The following is a 17,273-nucleotide window of genomic DNA, read 5'->3' on the forward strand; positions in this document are numbered from 1 at the left end:
TATATTAGATTTAAAAAAAATTATAAATCCAAAAATGTTTTGATTTTACATATATGGGGTGTATTAAAGGACATACATGTTTGCATGTCCTTACTTCATTGCTAAGTTATTTTATTTTTTCTCATTTTTAATAATTTCCCATATATTACGAAGCTTGCGTACTGCTTCTTCATCTGATTCAGGAAGCTCCCTGTAAAATACATTTAATTCTGGATCATTGGCGAAGGCTTGAAAAGCATCTTCGTCTTTTTCTTGTTGTGTATTTGCTGGATTGTCTGTACGTCCAAGAAGGTAGTCAGTACTTACTTCAAAATAATCAGCTAATTTAGCTAGTGTTGAGTTATCAGGTTCACCTAAATTATTTTCATATTTTGCATAACCTTGTCTTGTAATCCCAAGTAAATCAGCCATTTCCTGTTGGGTCTTACGTTGCTGTGTTCTTAAGGCTTTTAAACGAATTGAGAGCATTGTAATCCCCCTTAGTTTAGTAAATATTAAACAATTTTTATTATATCGTAACTACGAGTTGCTGTGTGCAACTAAAAGTTGCTGAAAAGTATTTACAGTAACATATGGTAGCTTTATATTTGGGGTATAAGGTAACTAAATGTTGCTCTTAAGGGGAGGTGAAACGAGAGAAATAAATTAATTAAACTTCGCGGAGATAAAACATTAACAGAAGTTGCACAAGGTCTTGAAATAACAAGACAAATGTTAAGTGCCATTGAAGTGGGAGTAAGAACACCTTCATTAGAATTAGCTAGAAAAATTGCTATTTACTATTCTAGCACAAATTGAAGATATCAAATTGCTTAGAACATGATAGTACTCCTCTTTCGATAATATTCATGCAAGTCTCCATTTTGATTTTGTAAAACTTATCTGTTTTTCGAATGGTATATTTTTCAATAAGAATTTCTTCGTTATCATCAAGTTGTTGTCATACCATATAAACAGGATCAAAAGAAAGTTCAATGATATCATAAATATTTACATTAACTACCTTCAATATCCCCCATTTCTTTACCGTCTTTCCAGTGGCGACTTCTATTTCAAATCATCTCCAGAATAAGTAACAATTAGTTACATTCAGATTCAAAAAAATCATGACCAATTAAAAAAAGAAAGGGCGGCAACTATAGCTCTCAATAACAAGGCTTCTCCCTTGCTAGCAGTAAAACTATTATTGCATAAGGGGGGAAGCTATTGTGCGTATGAAGGAATTAAACATGACTATTGACGTGATTCTAAAGGTTGATACAATGGAATTACCTGAGAATTGTATAATAATTTTGTCACAAAGAAAAGCAAAGGTTGCTGAGCGTCCTGCGTTTGCTGAAACGAAGATTGTGACACATCAAGGATAGGTAAAACGTGTGAAGTGGGATGAGGGTGAGGAATTTTGAGTTTAGATGAAAAAATAGAGTATTTTTGTTTTTGTAAGCATCATTTTTACAAGAGTTTAATAGTTAATTTTATTATTATGATAACAATGCTATATGTGATTTATCGTTTAAATATTAGTATATTAGGATATTTGGTAATCAATACAGTTCAGCTATTTTATTTATTTAAATATTATTATTATGTTCCCTACTTAAGAAAAATTATAATTGAAAAATTTATTGCACTTTTTATTTGTGTTTATATAGCTGCTTTATTCATGAAAGTAAATATTTTAATCGTAATTTCCGGATTTATTTTATTGGTTTTGATTACAATGTACTTTAAATTTTCAGCTAAAAAATGGTGGATGTTTGCTTTGTTTTATTTGTTTTCGATAATGATTAATGCTTTTATTCTGCTATTTGCTATGTTTCCGTTAATCGAAGAACAAGTGATTTCAGAAAAAACGTTCGGTATAGTGATTATTGTAGTCACAATAGTAGCAATTATATTAGTTGTATTTACTGAGAAAAGAAAACATATTTTAAGAGAAATTAAAGTGGGGACGTATTTTTCAATAGCAGTGATTGCAACAATTACTGCAAGTTTATTTTTTATCGAAGAAAAGTCAGCTACGAATTTCTCGGAATTCGTAGCTGAAGATTTAAAAATAGCATTAGAATCAATTAACGATGTGCCTGATGAGTATAAAATAATGATTATCAAAAAAATGATTAATGATTATGAAGAATTAAATGGGAAAATGTTTAATAGTGATTTTATAAATATAATTGATGATCCAAACATTTTAATGTATTTATTTACTGAAAATGCAGCTAATCATGCGAAGGATATAATAAGTTTATTATTTAGTATAATTTTATTTCCTTATCTTGTAATGGGGGTTTGGTGTACATTTTTAATTGAATTTAGGGAGAAAAAAATAGATGAAGAAGATTTAGAAAAAACGCAAAAGTAAAAAATAGTTCTACCAGCTATATAGAGGACAATGAAAGATAACAGCAACATGCTGCCGTCTTTTGTTGTTCTCTCTTTACTCAAAAGTCGAGAATGTTGCCATTGGAAATTTTGAACATTATCAAGAGGTAGAGAAGTTTTTCAAAAAACAACTGTACGTTATACAAATTGACCAAAAAGAACGGTAGTTTATTGTGAAGGCATTTCTTGAGAAAGAGCCTAAAAAGGAGTCCACGAAGATATATGTGGAATTAAAGACAATACATCTTAAAAATTAACATTGCTTTTAGGCGGTCTTGTAAGTGCAATATTGGCTTTTATTATTAAAGGAGGACCGATGAAATATGGAAATTAATTAGGAATTCGATCTACAACATAAACAATTTGGTGTGCCAAAAATAACATTATTACTAGGGCTCGCTAATTAAATAGCGGGCATTTTTAATGTCTATATTACTATTTACAATGACCAAATTACAGCCATTTCCGAAACGATAAGTATTTTAGGATTGCTTGGTATTATTATTGACCCAATCACAAAAATGTGCTTCAGGCAGTGAGCAAGCATTGAATTATAACAAACCAAATAGAGATGTAAAATGACAAGTATTACTACAACATCTCGTGATATATCCAAGCTATTGCCAGTTGTGCAAACAGCCTGTCATTTATTGTTACAGGAGTGTTTTAAAGCAGGTATAAAAACCATTTTCATCACCGAAATATATCGCTCACAGGAACGGCAAAATTACCTTTATGTACAAGGCAGAACTCGATCAGGGCAGATTGTCACTTGGACACTGGCCATTAACCATAAGTCACGATTAGTATGGGGTATTGGTAATTTTCCTCCACAGTCTTTATATATTGTAACAACACTAGTTGAGTATGTGCTATTGCACGAAAGCTTGCAATACGGGCGGAGATTGGATAGCAAACATTGAACCAAATTAAGGGTTACAAATTTGAAGGGAAAGTGATTTTCTGACTAATAGTAAATCCCAGTTGCAATTAATTGTGAAAGGCAATACAAAGCTATTTTAGGCGAGCTGAACTTAATACATAATCAAAAGTGACAATTCTGTGAAAAATATTGTTGAATTTAAGAACGAAACTAAATGACAATGTCAAGTCTTTTAGTTTGAATTTCACTAAAAATGTTGCTTTTATTATATAAAAAAATAAAAAATGCGCCAAATAATGACGGTATAAGTGGCGTGATTTGGCGTACTTTCTAAATAATTAATTTAACACCGCCAAAAAATGGCGTTGTAGGCGTCAGATAGTGGCGTAAACATAATGTTGAATTACTATTTTGAGAAATGGTAGGATGAGTTTAAATCGAGGATTACTAAATTGCTATAGCAACTAGATTAACTATAAGGAAAAGGAGATTTATACAATGAAAAAAACAATTTCATACTTGCTAATAAGTTGTTTATTTTTTGCATTTAATCTAACTCCGGCTTTTGCTAGTAGTAATGAAGATCACACAATTGAAAACATTGTTTTTCAAGAAAGTTCTAGTGTTAATGAAAGGGTAATTAATACCTTAGATGAAAATGGAATAGAATATACTATAGAAGAAAATAATATTATCCTCAAAAATCCTTCTCCTGAATTGGTGGAAGAAGCAAACGGTTTAGTAGAAAAAAGCTTTTTAAATGAAGTAAACTCACAAGAAAATACCATTAATCAAATTTCTCCATTTGCTGCTACGTATCCAACAAATTGGGTACATAATCCACTTTACGACACATATGGTAGTACTACAATTGAAAAAGCTGGTAAAGTAACTGTCGCCGCAGCAGTATCGTATTATTTAATTAACGTTACAAGTATCTACAATAAATTTGTAAGATCTGTAGTAGCAGCAGTTGGAACTTTCTTCTTTGTAAATGGTGGGACAACGGATAAAGTATACTATACTTCAACACATGCTTGGAGAGAGTTAGGCCCTGGTTCATTCAGTCCAACTAATGGGCAATTCTTAGGTGACTATGAAATAATGAGATATGAAAAAATAACAAATGCTGCAGGGGATATTGTCGATAGAAATACACGTTATGCGAAATCGACTGTTATTGAACCGATTTTTTAATAATATTAATAAAGCATAAAAATTAAGTGTTTACTTACTAGTTTTAGAGCTTGGATAAAGGAGGAACAGATGTATAGAGCTTTATTAAGATATATCGCTGCTATTTTTGTTTTGTTAATAAGTTCTTACTTTATTTTTGATGAATCATTTATGAAGGCACTTAAATTTACAATTCTTATGGGTATAATTTTCGTAGTATTTGAATTTCTTGATAAAAACAGAGATAAAAAGAAGGACTAAACATGAATCATTTCCAAAGCCCAGGTACTCAATTAATTTTGAGCCAGGGCTTTTTTATGTTTTTATTTACTGTCTCTCTTACTTTTTACATAAAATTAGAAAATCTTTTAGTGACCAAATGAAGAAAAGTAATGGTAAAACAGTGATGAATAAAAACCCTAAAATGAATGAAATCATAGTGATTTCTTCGCTATCAGTTGCCATAACACCAATTTCACTTCTGGAAATTTCCCCTTAGAATGTTAGACCTATAAAATCTTAACAATGTATTGCTCTATTTCATATATGTAATATTTCCATAAACTAATACTTGATAAAATGCAAAACCTCTATCCGTTACACAAAAAAGTCACCAAAATCACGAAAAAGTCACATTCCCCCCAAAAACCCAAGAAATCAGGCGAAAAGCATGTCTTTGTACATTCACACAAAACCTTGCTATAATAAGGTTTGCGAATACATAGGAAAGAGGGTAAAAGCATGAACGCTTATGATGAATATATGAAGCAGGTTGTGAAGCCGATGCGTGAGGAGCTTGTGGAGGCTGGTTTTACGGAGCTAACGACTGCGGATGCGGTGAATGAATTTATGGCGGAGACGAAGGGAACATCGTTAGTGGTGATTAACTCGGTTTGTGGTTGTGCGGCAGGGCTTGCTCGTCCAGCGGCGCGTGAGGCAATTGCAGCGGTGAAGCCAGATCATCTTGTGACGGTGTTTGCGGGGCAGGATCCAGAGGCGACTGCGGCGATGCGTGGTTATTTTGAGGATGTGCCACCTAGCTCACCATCTATGGCGATTTTAAAGGATGGGGAGTTGGCTTACTTTATCCCACGTGAACAAATTGAGGGATTCCCTGTGGAGCAGATTGTCTCTCATTTAACTGGCGTGTTAGAGCAAACATGCGAGAACTAAAAACGATTGTGACGACAGCGGGCAGACCAGACGATGTATCGATGGCGCTCGCTGCTTTTGCGTGTCAAGAATTAGGTGCTGCGTTTGAGCCACGGAACAAGCGCTCTGTTCGCAAAATTTCGCAGGAGTTGCAGGCACATGTGATGGTCGCTGGGAAGAATCGCTTCGAGTATTATGCCTATGGGGCGCAGGAGCCGTTTTTCTTTCACCCCAATTCTGCGGCGTTTCGATTAAAGCGTGTGGCCCGTGGTGAGGCAGAGCCTTTTTTGGAAGCGGCACAGCTTCAAGTGGGGGATTCGGTGTTGGATTGTACGTTAGGTTTAGCGTCAGATGCCATGTTAGCGGCTTATACAGTGGGTGAAGCAGGTCGTGTTGTGGGACTGGAAGCAAATCCAAATGTAGCGTTTATTGTTAGACAGGGGATGCAAGCCTATGATACATCCGAGCTACCGTTAACTGCCTGTATGCGACACATCGAGGTAATACAGTCTGAGGCTGTTCGCTATTTAAAAACCCTACCAGACAACGCATTTGATGTGGTTTATATGGACCCAATGTTTGAGAAGGTTATAGAAGAGGCCAATAATTTTCAGGCATTACGGCTAGCAGGGGAGCATGTCACATTAACCGATGAATGGGTTTATGAAGCCAAGCGTGTAGCGAAAAAGCGTGTGGTGTTAAAGGCACATTTTCGCTCAGAGTGGTTTGCGACCTATGACTTTCAGCAGCATGAACGGATAACTGCAAAATTTCATTATGGTGTGTTAGAGGTATAGAGGCTTGTTCTTGAGACAAGCCTTTTTTTAGTATATGGTAATAAAAGAGGAGGGTGGAATAATATGGTGAACAATGATAAACGAACTCCCTTTGAGCTAGACTTGCTGGCGAATGCACAGTCGTTGATCTGCACGAAACCTCCTATTCCATGGGCGTATGAAACGAGCATTGCTGCCAATGGTGTTTTGGCTTGCGGTTGGGATCATGAGGAAAACATCGTGCTAATTAGTGGCTCTGGCTATAGTGTCACTGAGCCTATAACAGGTCGTCGTCTTCATCGAGAACGAGACGTGGATGAAACCTACGACAGAATGAGTGATGACCGTTTAACATTTCAATTGCCTCAGGGGACAATATCTATTTTCGGCTTTGAAGCTGGGGATGGGATTCATATGACAGCAGATGGCTGGCAGGTTGAAGTTATTTATCCTTGGTGGCCACGTGCCACAGTAGTACTAGATTATCTTTATACAACTAATTATACTTATTTAAAAAATGCGACAGCTATTGATTTACAGCGATTGGATGGCATGATTAAATGCGGATTTTCGCCATCAGGCAAGCATTTAATAATAATGGGCTCGGGCGGTGCATTGATTTATTCGAGAAAGGGATGAGGTCATGGATGATGAACAGAATGGCTATGTTTCCATATGGGCTGGTAATTTTACAAGCGAAGAACAGTTACATACATATCTTGCCACTGTCTATCAGGGAGAAGATGAAACGGATGAAGCCTTTTCACAAAAGTTAGCAAAGCTTTTTTTACCAGAAAATCAGCACCGTACTTGTGAGGAAGAGTTTAAAGCACTTTATGATGAGTTCTACAATCAATTTGAATACGATTTCGGCTTAACCTTCGACGAGGATTTTTGTGAAGCGTTATTTTACGAAGCAGCTTCAAACCAACTTAAGCAACTGCTTTGTGATGAATTTTCCTATTCGCAGCAATTTAAACATCAAGTGCTAGCCAAAATGAGGAATGAACTACAGAAAGCTTATAATGCAATAATTTTACTATATGACATGAAATATGAGGGTCACATTCAATCTGTAAGCCATGAAGCGTTTCATATCGATTTTGTATGCTCTATTAAATTACAGGAAAGGTGATGAAAGGAGGTTTTGATGATGTTACCAGCAAAAATTCCTCGTTAAGCCCGTGGTCCACCTTGGTTCAATAACAACGATCTTACTTATAAAAGGAGCGATGTAAATGATTGGACCAAGAAAAAAGACAAGTGATGAACGCATGCAGATTGCCCATTCGATTGCGCAACAAGTTCTCGCAAAATATGGAGGAAATGTTCGAGCAATTGGTATTTATGGCTCGTTGGCTAGAAAATCAGATGGTCCGTTTTCTGACATTGAGCTTAAGTGTGTCTGTCATCAATTAGAGCACAGCTATAGCTATGAATGGACAGCAGGAGATTGGAAGGCAGAGGTTAATTTCGATCAAGCAGAAGTGATTATCGAAGAGGCAATAACGGTTCAGGAAGATTGGCCATTAACAAATGGGAAGTTTTTCGATTTACAGCCACTTTATGATCCTTCGGGCTTTTTTTTAGAACTCAAAGACAAAGCGGCCACTGTGGAGAATGCCCGATTTAAGGAAGCAATTTGCAAAACCATTATAGAAGAAATGTATGAATACATGGGGAAATTAAGGAACATAGCGGTTCAGGGTCCCACTACATTTTTGCCGATACTGGCGATGAAAATAGCGATGACAGGTGCCATGATAGTAGGATTACACCATAGGCAGTGCTATACAACATCTGCACAAGTATTACCTGAGGCTTTAGCGATAGATGATCAGCCACATGGGTTAAAAGCATTAGCTGAAATGGTCATGACAGGCAATCTAACGAATCCTCAGCAAATCATAGCTGCCTGTGAAAACTTTTGGCAAACACTTCTCCAATGGACAGCTGAAAAGGGCTATCAGATTAAATGCTCTAAGGAGATTCCTTGGTAATTTTTTATAGACCTTTACATTTGTAGTATAAGGTGCTATAATAGAACACGTGCTATTTTAGGTAGCATATTTCCGTAATCTGGCATTCTGCTTTTTGTTTTTGTAGATACTTATTCACACTGGCGCATGCTTTGGGGCTGCAAGGACGCAAAAGATGGTAGGGTTTGCGTTGCTTAAGTTAGAAGGCACACAGTGGAATTTTACCGCGGTGATGAAACGAATCTGGTTTCAAGATAATATTCCCCAGACGATTGGGTTGAGACTTTTACAATTTACGAGAATGTTACCTATAAATACTAAAGGGGTAGTTTCGCAACAGCGAGGCTGCCCCTTGTCTAATTTTAAGGCCAGTCATGTCCAACCATGACAGGCCTTTTTGGTATACATTACCGTTTACTCTCTTCCATAAATAAGTGATAATAAAAGCATGAATTTTAGTAAAAATCTAAATTCTGCATAAAAAAATCAGAAAAATCAAAAAGGTGAGGGATGTCAATGGGAAATATCGACACACTATCGACGAATGTCGTGACACAATTAGAAGAAATGGCTATACGGCAAGACAATATGGATCAGCTAGTATCACGCTATTGCCAAGAAAGACTGCTTTATCGTCTATCCATATCCTCCTATGAAGATCAATTTTATCTAGATGGGGATCTATTATTATTTGCTTTAACAAATGGATTGGTGAAGCCTTCCAAAGAAGTCACGCTGACTGCGCAAGCAAGCGTTCATCAACATGATATAGTGAAACAGGCCTTTAAAGAAATTTGCTCACTAGCGGATGGCATTGAATGGGATGCACAGCGGATCGAATCGTCTGTATCGAATGACAATATTCAACTAAGCATACCAGCTACATTGGGCAAAATGACTGTATACATAGAAGTTAGGATTACCTTTAAAGAAAACATGCGAATAACACCAAAGACCATTAATTTTCCAAGCTTGCTAGACAATAAGGCTGCGGTGGTTTATACATATCCAACAGAATTCGTACTGGCACAAAAATTTATCGAAATTTACCAGTACCCAGCATTAGAAAAGACTGAAAAAACAATAAATGAAGTACAACAATTGCTACAAACGCAAACTATTGAAGGACGAAGATTGCAGGCGTATATTGTGGACTTATTTGATCGTCATCATTTTACAATCGAGCTAACTTCTACACTCGAGATGACAGGGATTCTGAAACAATTCTTTATCCCTGTTTATGAAGCGATTTTGGCTGAGGACGAATTTTTCAAGCAATGGAACAATCGAGCTTGGCAATGAAGAGAGGGACCCGCAAATCATCTACGGTTTGCGGGTTTTTGCATGGCTATTATTCAGTAATTTATTAGGGGGATACATTTGTATGTCTCATGAATGGTTTCTTCTTTTTATTAAAATGTAGCTAAAGTGTATCTGTTGCACGAATAGATATAGTTGAATCGTATTATGTCATGAAGGAGGTTAGGCGAAAAATATGATAAAGTTTGCTGGCTTAAGTGTGCAAGAAATTGTCCAAACATATAGTGACACCCTCATACGAATTGCTGTGCAACAGACCAAAAATATGGCTGAGGCGGAGGACATTGTGCAGGAGGTTTATATGACACTGATGAGGCAGAACAAGCCCTTTGCTCATGAAGCACATTTAAAGGCTTGGCTCATAAAGGTGACATTTAATAAGTGCAAGGATTATTTTAAATCCTCACGTGTGAAGAAGACGGTACCCATTACAGACGAAATGGCCTTTATTGCAAAAGAGGAGCAGATGGTTCTTACTGAAATTTTTGAGCTTCCTTCAGAAGAGAGAGTCATTGTTTATTTACATTATTACGAGGGCTATACAACGGCAGAAATTGCTGAGTTATTAGAGATCAACGTAAATACAGTAGGCTCAAAGCTCAGAAGGGCACGAATGAAGCTGAAAACGATTCTAGAAGAGGGGAGCAAAGTATGATGAATGCTTATAAGAATGTGATGAAGCAGATTCATGCTTCTGAGGAATTTAAGCGTAAGATGCAGGAAGAGATGATGAAATATGAAAAGAGGTCCTTTATGAAAAAAGTAAGAATTAGTGTTGGAAGCTTAGTAGCCTGTGCAGTGATTGCTGTCCTTGCTATGGTAAATATAAATCATGATACACCAATTGATTTGACGGAGAGAATTGTTGCGGACCATTCAGCTCCTGCGGCAAGTGCGCTAGTAAATATCGAAGGGACCATTACAGAAGTCGGAGAAGATGGGCTGAGCTTTACATTGGATAACGGTATGGAAGTAGTCGTGACAGATAAAACCAAAATAGGAATAGATGGACCGACAGCACCACCTAAGGAGGAACAGCTATTTGAGCCTACTTTTAGAGTAGGTAATTTAATTGGTGGCTATACAGAAGATACCTCATCACACCCAGTTCAGGCTGCTGCCATTTATACAAATTGGAATTTTGAACATCCAATACGATAAAGATTAGATGTTCAAAAATAGAATTTCCTAAGGGAGATTCTTTTTTTTGTATAGCTTCTGGTTAACTATTTATTCCTTTTTATCCTAAAAACGAGATTGAATAATACTATTTATAAAGAAATGATTATTTTTATACAAAAAAGTATTGTCTAAAGAGAATATTGTCACTATAATTTACGTAATAGTCTTACATTTCCGAATTGCGAAAAATAATACGCATTATGGAAAAAATATCATACTAGGGGGATGGGCTATGAAAAGAAATTTAATGGTGTTGCTTACAATTATGGCAGCTTTCACGCTAGTTTTAGCGGGTTGCGGCTCGAAAGACAATACATCATCAGGTGATGGAGATAGTAAAAAAGTTTATAAGGTAGGTACTGAAGCTACATTTGCACCTATCGTATCTCTTGATGATAAAGGGAATATTGTAGGGATTGATGTGGATGTGCTACAAGCAATCGCGGATGAAATGGATTTTGAAGTGAAGTGGGAAAGTATTGGTTGGGAGCCTGTATTCCAAACAATTAAAAATGGTGAAACAGATATTGGTGGTGCAGGGATTACAATTACGGACGAGCGTAAGGAAACATTTGATTTTACTGAGCCGTACTACGAATCTCAATTATTAATCGTGGTGAAAGAAGAATCAAAGATCCAATCATTGGATGAATTAAAAGATAAAAAGATTTCTGTACAAATTAATGCTACTGGTCATATGGCTGCCAAGAAGCTACAGGGTGAATCTAGTCCCAACATTCTTGCTTTCGAAAATCAACCAATTGCTATTCAAGAGATGCTGAATGGCAACGTAGAAGCGGCGATTGGAGATAATTCAGTTGTTTATGAATATATCAAGGCACATCCAAATGACAAAATCAAAGTAATTAAAGATGATTCCTTCGAAAAAGAATACTATGGTTTCATGGTTCAAAAGGGGAACAAAGAGCTTTTAGATAAGTTAAATGAAGGCCTTAAAAAGATTAAAGAAAACGGTAAGTTAAAAGAAATTACAGGTTCAGACTTTTAGTAATAAATAAACCGTAGAAGCTCACCTCAAGGGGAGTTCTACGGTTTATTTTTTAGGTGCTAGTCTTGCGCTTCAGCAACTGTTTTGACCCGTTCTAAAAATTGTACGACTACTTTGTCCGATGCAAACAATAAAAATAATTTGACGAACCATTTTAACGCATTATTTGTTACGGAATAAGTAAAGGAAGTCTCTGTTTCATTTATTTTATTTAATTCATAGTAAGCCGTAATTTCAAACAAATTAGCGAGTACAAAGCCTACTTTCAATATTTTTTTATCAGGTGTATTCGAATATTCCAATGTTTCTACATCATACGTTTCGATACGTTTTCCTTCTTTATATTTTTGGCGATAAATACTGCCAACCCCTTCTTCTGTTACTTTTACAGGCTTGTTTTCAATTACCTGTGGCATAATCTTCTGCATGTCAGCTAAAGAGCCATCAAGTAATTTCCAAACGTTTTCGATGGGGGCATTTATGTTTATAGTCTTTGTCCATGTTTTCATCCAAACACCTCTACTTTCAAAATTACTTATCTATGCTGTAAATTAAACTAATTAATAAATGTAAGTATACTAAATTTTAAATGTAGCGACATGATTATTAACATTTGAAGAGATGAGGGAGAGAAAAACAAAAAAGATTGAAGCCAATGTAGCTCCAATCCTTCTTATTTACATATTCATCCTATTAATGGAAGAGCTATGCGTTAGTTTTCATCTTTTATTTTCCAATCGTTATAAACGATATCTTGAAGTACATTTTTCAGTTGTACAAATTGCTGCTCTGAGATATTAGATTGCTTCATCACTTGGCGGGACACTTCAGGTAGTTTCCTTCTTACATCTACGCCTTCCTTGGTTAAATATATTTTCATTAATCGTTCGTCTTCCTTAGAACGTTCACGACAAATGTAATTCTTTGCCTCTAATTTTTTTAACAACGGTGTTAATGTTCCTGAATCTAAAAATAAACGTTGGCCCAATTCTTTCACCGTTATCTGTTCGTTTTCCTCTAAAGCTAATAAAGTGATATAGCCTGTATAAGTAAGATCGTAAGGCTTCAATAATAATGTATATTGCCGAGTGATTTCTTTTGATGTTGCATACAAAAGAAAGCACAGCTGATTATCTAAATGATTAGGCATAAAAATCCCCTCTTAAAGTCTTCTACTACTATTTATATTAAAAATAAAGTTCCTACTTGTCAAACGCAATTAAATTGTGTACAATTCAATTTGTAAAAATTAGATTGTGCACAATTTAATTAATAACAAAAGATAAGGGGTTTTCAGTTATGAAAGAATTATACGCAACAACAATGATTAATGAAGGTGGCCGTAGTGGCACATCCTATGCAGAAGATCAATCTTTATCGTTAAAAATTGCACCACCAGGCTCCAAATTAGCGGATGTTACAAACCCAGAACAATTATTTGCGGCTGGCTATAGTGCTTGCTTTAATAGTGCATTAGATTTAATCAAACGCCAAAAGAAACTAAAAAATGCATCAACCATTAAAGTAACAGTGAAATTAATGGAGCAAGCTTCTTTTGACTATGTGCTTGCAGTGGAAATCGAAGGGCATATTGAAGGACTAGCAGTGGAGGAAGCACAGGAATTATTAGAGGTCACACATACGGTATGCCCATATTCAAAAGCAACAATGGGCAATATTAATGTAACAATAAAAGCAATTTAAATTGTGAAAAGAGGGAAACTACATGTTATCAACTACACCATTAAAACAAATTATGCAAATGCGTAAATCTGTTCGTAAATACAATTCAGATACTAAAATTCCGCGTGAAACAATCATGCAGCTGTTGCAGGATGCTACTTCAGCACCTTCTTCAAGTAATATGCAGCCATGGCGCTTTCTTGTGATTGATGATAAGGAAATTCAGAAGAATATCAACTTCTTTTCATTTAATCAAGAGCAAATCGAAACAGCCTCTGCCATTATTGCTGTCATTGGTGATATAGAGATGTATGTAAATGCTGAGGAAATCTATGCAAAAAACGTGGAGCTGGGCTATATGCCAGAACCAATTGCCAATAAGCTTGCACAAGATGCGCTGACAATGTATGGTTCAGCACCAACAAAAACATTAGAAAATATCGTACACTTTGATGCTGGCTTAGTATCGATGCAAATCATGCTATTAGCGAAGGAAATGGGCTATGATACCGTTCCGATGGGTGGGTTTGATAAAGCAAAATTCGCGGAATACATGGAATTACCAGCAAATGAAATTCCTATTTTATTATTAGCCATTGGTGAAGCGGCAGCCCCAGCATATGGTTCTTCACGCCTACCAATAGACCGCATTGTTCGTTTTAATAAATAGTTTCAAGCAATGTCCTTGATACACTTGAGGACATTGCTTTTTTAAAGATTTTTTAGGAGGGAATAGGATGTCTTCATTAACTTTTATTTTAAGCTTAGTCGTAGCAGCTGAGCATTTGTATATTATGTATTTAGAAACGTTTGCAACTACTTCTAAAAGAACAGCAAAAACATTTAATCTGTCTGAAGAAGCGTTAGAAAATGCAAATGTTCAAGTTCTTTTCAAAAATCAAGGGGTTTATAATGGTCTGATTGCGATCGCCTTATTGTATGGATTATTTTTGTCACATCAGCAAACTGAAATTGTTACCATTTTTTTAATCTTTGTAATCATTGTCGCTTTGTATGGTAGCTTAACAAGCTCTAAATCGATTCTATTAAAACAAGGTGGACCTGCTATTTTAGCACTTATTAGTTTATTTTTCTAAAGGAATCTCTACAATAATAAAAAGATTGAAGTTAATGTAAACTCAACAACAGACATTATACATTATCTCTGTTCTAATGGAAGTATAGTGGAAGACTTATATAATTGTGAGCAAAGATTTCTTTTTAAGGAAGGGAGATAATTAGCTTACGTCTAATATCCAGATTGTCCAAAACTTTATTAACAGTCAAAAAGATTTATATTGTGTTGATTGTCTCTCTGAAAAATTGGATATTAAACCAAGACAACAAATCAATCAAATTTGTAATAAGTTAAAAAAACAGGTCTTTTATAAAGAGAGGTTAAACAATGTTCTTCTTGCGCCAAAGATAGAATTTAGGTAGAGTTTTTCATAACATCCTAACTTTTTAATAAAGGGGTAAAATAGATGATGCTTAAAAATAGAAAAGTAATAGTAACAGGTGCAGCTTCTGGTATAGGAAAAGAAATTGTTAAACAATGTTTAGATGAAGGTGCTTCGGTACTTGCTTGTGATATTAATGAAGACGCCTTAAGGGAATTAAAACAATCAATGAATGTCCCCTCAGATTTGTATACATATCAACTAGATGTAAGTATTTATGAAGAAGTAGTCAATTTTTTTGGAAATTTGGAAAGAGAACATTGTGATGTAGATAGTTTAGTTAATAATGCAGGGATTTATTTGGGTAAGAATATACTGGATTATCAAACCGAGGAAATTGATAAAGTCATAGATATAAACTTAAAGGGATGTATTTATTTTTCTCAAATGTTCGGGAAATATCTACTTCAGAGCGAACGTAAAGGAGTCATCGTGAATATGTCTTCTGTATCAGGTATGGAAGGCAGTTCAGATGCAATATATGGACTCTCAAAAGCTGCTATATTGGGATTAACTAAAAGCTGTGCAGTGAATTTCTCACCATACATCAGAGTTAATGCCATTGCCCCTACAATGGTAAACACTCCTATGATGGATGCAATACCTATTTGGAAAAAAGAGGAATATTTAAATCATCAGCTCATCGATACACCTGTAATGCCTGAAGATGTGGCTGATACTGTTATTTTCCTCTTGTCAGATAGATCAAAGCATTACACAGGTGCGACATTTGATATTAATAATGGTGGATATCTAAGGTAGTTCAAGAACTTATTCAACTGTTTTGCCAAACTAATTATTTGCTCAGAAATTTGGCGCTTTTCTCAAATAAGGAAAGCGTCTTGCCTCATGGAAATAAAACAAACGGGATGTTGAGTTGTTCATTAGAAGTTGTTCAATGAAAGGAATCGTTACATAATGATTTTTGATTAAGGAGGGGTTAGTTCTGTTGATCAAAATGTAGTTCGCCAGTCGAAGAGGCTTGGTGCTCAAATATTAATGCCATTTTGAAGAATCACTTTCAGAAGTAATTCATATAAATATGTACCCCTAGGTCAATGAAAAAGGTACTTTTGCAATGCAGAGACAAAAGTACCTGAAAACTTCTATATTAGGGTTTTAAAACCACTTTAATGCAACCTTCTTGCTTTGTATCGAATATTTCATAAGCATGTTTTGCTTTTTCAAGGGGGAGGACATGTGTAATGATATCACCGACATTCACTTTTCCTTCAGCCATTAAGTTATAGACATGGGGCATGATATGAACAACTGGAGCTTGTCCAGTACGAATCGCTACATTGCGTTGGAATATATCTCCAAGTGGGAAGGCGTTGTATCGACCGCCGTATACACCGGTAATTTGGATTGTTCCTCCTTTACGTACAGCTTGACTGGCTGTGACAAGGGCTCCCATAGCACCACCTTGAAGTTTTACCCCACTTGCAAGAAATTCTAGAGGCGTCATTTTTCCGCTCATCCCTACGCAATCAATGACAACGTCTGCACCGCCCTTGGTAATCTCTTTCAAGTATTCACCACAATTTTCATGGTCTTCAAAATTAACGATTTCCACTTTATTTGTCTTCTTTGCATGTTTAAGACGATACCCGATGTAGTCAACTGCGATTACTCTTTCTGCTCCTTTCAGCCAAGCAAATTTTTGTGCTAGCAGTCCAACAGGTCCGCAACCAAGAATAATAACAGTATCTCCTTTCTTCACACCAGCATTATCTACACTCCAAAAAGCAGTAGAGGCGGCATCGGCAAGGAGAACAAGACTTTCATCAGGAACTTCTGATTTCTCTGGAATTTTGAAAGGAATAAAATTGCCATAGGGCACTCGCATAAACTCTGCTTGTCCTCCCGGAAAACCGCCCGTTGTGTCTGAATAACCAAAGTAGGCACCCATTTCGCCATTATCGTTTGCATTATCACATTGACTTTCCAGATCATGATTGCAGTACCAGCATTCCCCGCATGCAATATTAAAAGGAATGACAATCCTGTCACCCTTTTTAACCTTCGTCACATCTTTTCCAACTTCTTCTACAATACCCATTGGTTCGTGACCAATGACATAATCTTGTCCAAGATTCGGAATCATACCATGAAGCAAATGCAAGTCTGAGCCGCAAATGGCAGTAGTGGTTAAACGAACAATAATATCATCGGCTTTTTTTATTTTAGGATCTTGTACTTCTTTAACCTCAACATTTTTTACACCTTGAAAAGTGACAGCTTTCATTAAAAAAATCCCTCATTTTC

22 protein-coding genes are annotated in these 17,273 nt (G+C 35.8%); 18 read left to right on the plus strand and 4 right to left on the minus strand.

What is annotated here, in order from left to right; translation table 11 throughout:
* Window positions 1–111 precede the first annotated feature (111 nt).
* Entirely contained in the window at window positions 112–468 is a 357-nt protein-coding gene (locus tag MKY76_RS10595) for a helix-turn-helix transcriptional regulator (protein WP_342557800.1), read from the minus strand.
* Between the two features lie 180 nt (window positions 469–648).
* Here MKY76_RS10595 and MKY76_RS10600 point away from each other — a divergent pair, with 180 nt between their 5' ends.
* The 14 genes from MKY76_RS10600 to MKY76_RS10665 all read left to right on the plus strand — a co-directional run bounded on the left by MKY76_RS10600 (window position 649) and on the right by MKY76_RS10665 (window position 11,862).
* The gene (locus MKY76_RS10600) at window positions 649–798 is read left to right on the plus strand and encodes a helix-turn-helix transcriptional regulator (RefSeq protein ID WP_342557899.1); all 150 of its coding nucleotides are present in this window, start codon (window positions 649–651) and stop codon (window positions 796–798) included.
* Between the two features lie 416 nt (window positions 799–1,214).
* Window positions 1,215–1,367, plus strand: a complete 153-nt coding sequence (locus MKY76_RS10605; protein ID WP_342557900.1) for an XtrA/YqaO family protein — start codon at window positions 1,215–1,217, stop codon at window positions 1,365–1,367.
* A gap of 35 nt (window positions 1,368–1,402) precedes the next feature.
* The gene (locus MKY76_RS10610; protein WP_342557801.1) at window positions 1,403–2,365 is read left to right on the plus strand and encodes a hypothetical protein; all 963 of its coding nucleotides are present in this window, start codon (window positions 1,403–1,405) and stop codon (window positions 2,363–2,365) included.
* A gap of 598 nt (window positions 2,366–2,963) precedes the next feature.
* The gene (locus tag MKY76_RS10615) at window positions 2,964–3,308 is read left to right on the plus strand and encodes a hypothetical protein (RefSeq protein WP_342557802.1); all 345 of its coding nucleotides are present in this window, start codon (window positions 2,964–2,966) and stop codon (window positions 3,306–3,308) included.
* 458 nt (window positions 3,309–3,766) lie between these two features.
* Window positions 3,767–4,465 (plus strand): hypothetical protein, encoded by a 699-nt coding sequence (locus MKY76_RS10620; RefSeq protein WP_237900622.1) that lies wholly within the window; start codon window positions 3,767–3,769, stop codon window positions 4,463–4,465.
* 720 nt (window positions 4,466–5,185) lie between these two features.
* Window positions 5,186–5,617 (plus strand): BrxA/BrxB family bacilliredoxin, encoded by a 432-nt coding sequence (locus MKY76_RS10625; RefSeq protein ID WP_004228455.1) that lies wholly within the window; start codon window positions 5,186–5,188, stop codon window positions 5,615–5,617.
* The gene (locus tag MKY76_RS10630; RefSeq protein WP_342557803.1) at window positions 5,605–6,393 is read left to right on the plus strand and encodes a class I SAM-dependent methyltransferase; all 789 of its coding nucleotides are present in this window, start codon (window positions 5,605–5,607) and stop codon (window positions 6,391–6,393) included. The genes MKY76_RS10625 and MKY76_RS10630 overlap by 13 nt, the downstream gene beginning before the upstream one ends.
* A gap of 63 nt (window positions 6,394–6,456) precedes the next feature.
* Entirely contained in the window at window positions 6,457–7,011 is a 555-nt protein-coding gene (locus MKY76_RS10635; protein WP_342557804.1) for a hypothetical protein, read from the plus strand.
* Between the two features lie 4 nt (window positions 7,012–7,015).
* Window positions 7,016–7,507, plus strand: coding sequence for an immunity 22 family protein (locus tag MKY76_RS10640; protein ID WP_342557805.1), 492 nt, complete (start codon window positions 7,016–7,018; stop codon window positions 7,505–7,507).
* A 103-nt stretch (window positions 7,508–7,610) separates the two neighbouring features.
* A complete protein-coding gene (locus MKY76_RS10645; protein WP_279494800.1) occupies window positions 7,611–8,372 on the plus strand; it encodes an ANT(4')-I family aminoglycoside nucleotidyltransferase in 762 nt (253 codons plus the stop codon).
* A 495-nt stretch (window positions 8,373–8,867) separates the two neighbouring features.
* Window positions 8,868–9,653, plus strand: a complete 786-nt coding sequence (locus MKY76_RS10650) for a nucleotidyl transferase AbiEii/AbiGii toxin family protein (RefSeq protein WP_342557806.1) — start codon at window positions 8,868–8,870, stop codon at window positions 9,651–9,653.
* 193 nt (window positions 9,654–9,846) lie between these two features.
* On the plus strand, window positions 9,847–10,326 hold the full coding sequence (locus MKY76_RS10655) for an RNA polymerase sigma factor (RefSeq protein ID WP_048394585.1): 480 nt from the start codon (window positions 9,847–9,849) through the stop codon (window positions 10,324–10,326).
* Window positions 10,323–10,832: a hypothetical protein gene (locus tag MKY76_RS10660; protein ID WP_281216522.1), complete on the plus strand. Its 510-nt coding sequence runs from the start codon at window positions 10,323–10,325 to the stop codon at window positions 10,830–10,832. Before MKY76_RS10655 ends, MKY76_RS10660 begins: the two co-directional genes overlap by 4 nt.
* Window positions 10,833–11,085: 253 nt before the next feature.
* The gene (locus MKY76_RS10665) at window positions 11,086–11,862 is read left to right on the plus strand and encodes a basic amino acid ABC transporter substrate-binding protein (RefSeq protein ID WP_342557807.1); all 777 of its coding nucleotides are present in this window, start codon (window positions 11,086–11,088) and stop codon (window positions 11,860–11,862) included.
* A 59-nt stretch (window positions 11,863–11,921) separates the two neighbouring features.
* On the opposite strand, the gene MKY76_RS10670 is transcribed toward MKY76_RS10665, so the two are convergent.
* Both MKY76_RS10670 and MKY76_RS10675 read right to left on the minus strand, forming a co-directional pair.
* The gene (locus MKY76_RS10670) at window positions 11,922–12,371 is read right to left on the minus strand and encodes an SRPBCC family protein (protein WP_048394580.1); all 450 of its coding nucleotides are present in this window, start codon (window positions 12,369–12,371) and stop codon (window positions 11,922–11,924) included.
* A gap of 203 nt (window positions 12,372–12,574) precedes the next feature.
* Entirely contained in the window at window positions 12,575–13,018 is a 444-nt protein-coding gene (locus tag MKY76_RS10675; RefSeq protein WP_227744892.1) for a MarR family transcriptional regulator, read from the minus strand.
* A gap of 143 nt (window positions 13,019–13,161) precedes the next feature.
* Here MKY76_RS10675 and MKY76_RS10680 point away from each other — a divergent pair, with 143 nt between their 5' ends.
* From MKY76_RS10680 to MKY76_RS10695, 4 genes are all read left to right on the plus strand, one after another.
* Entirely contained in the window at window positions 13,162–13,566 is a 405-nt protein-coding gene (locus tag MKY76_RS10680) for an Ohr family peroxiredoxin (RefSeq protein WP_319840306.1), read from the plus strand.
* A gap of 22 nt (window positions 13,567–13,588) precedes the next feature.
* Window positions 13,589–14,215, plus strand: coding sequence for a nitroreductase family protein (locus tag MKY76_RS10685; protein WP_342557808.1), 627 nt, complete (start codon window positions 13,589–13,591; stop codon window positions 14,213–14,215).
* A 67-nt stretch (window positions 14,216–14,282) separates the two neighbouring features.
* Window positions 14,283–14,642 carry a DUF1304 domain-containing protein gene (locus MKY76_RS10690; RefSeq protein WP_342557809.1) on the plus strand — a complete coding sequence of 120 codons (360 nt, stop codon included), beginning with the start codon at window positions 14,283–14,285 and terminating at the stop codon, window positions 14,640–14,642.
* Window positions 14,643–15,032: 390 nt separating this feature from the next.
* Window positions 15,033–15,767, plus strand: a complete 735-nt coding sequence (locus MKY76_RS10695) for an SDR family oxidoreductase (RefSeq protein WP_342557901.1) — start codon at window positions 15,033–15,035, stop codon at window positions 15,765–15,767.
* Window positions 15,768–16,116: 349 nt separating this feature from the next.
* Here the strand turns inward: MKY76_RS10695 and MKY76_RS10700 are convergent, their stop codons facing one another.
* A complete protein-coding gene (locus tag MKY76_RS10700; RefSeq protein WP_305193917.1) occupies window positions 16,117–17,253 on the minus strand; it encodes a zinc-dependent alcohol dehydrogenase in 1,137 nt (378 codons plus the stop codon).
* Between the last annotated feature and the right edge of the window lie 20 nt (window positions 17,254–17,273).

This window comes from Lysinibacillus sp. FSL P4-0201 (assembly GCF_038593425.1).
Lineage (GTDB): Bacteria > Bacillota > Bacilli > Bacillales_A > Planococcaceae > Lysinibacillus > Lysinibacillus capsici.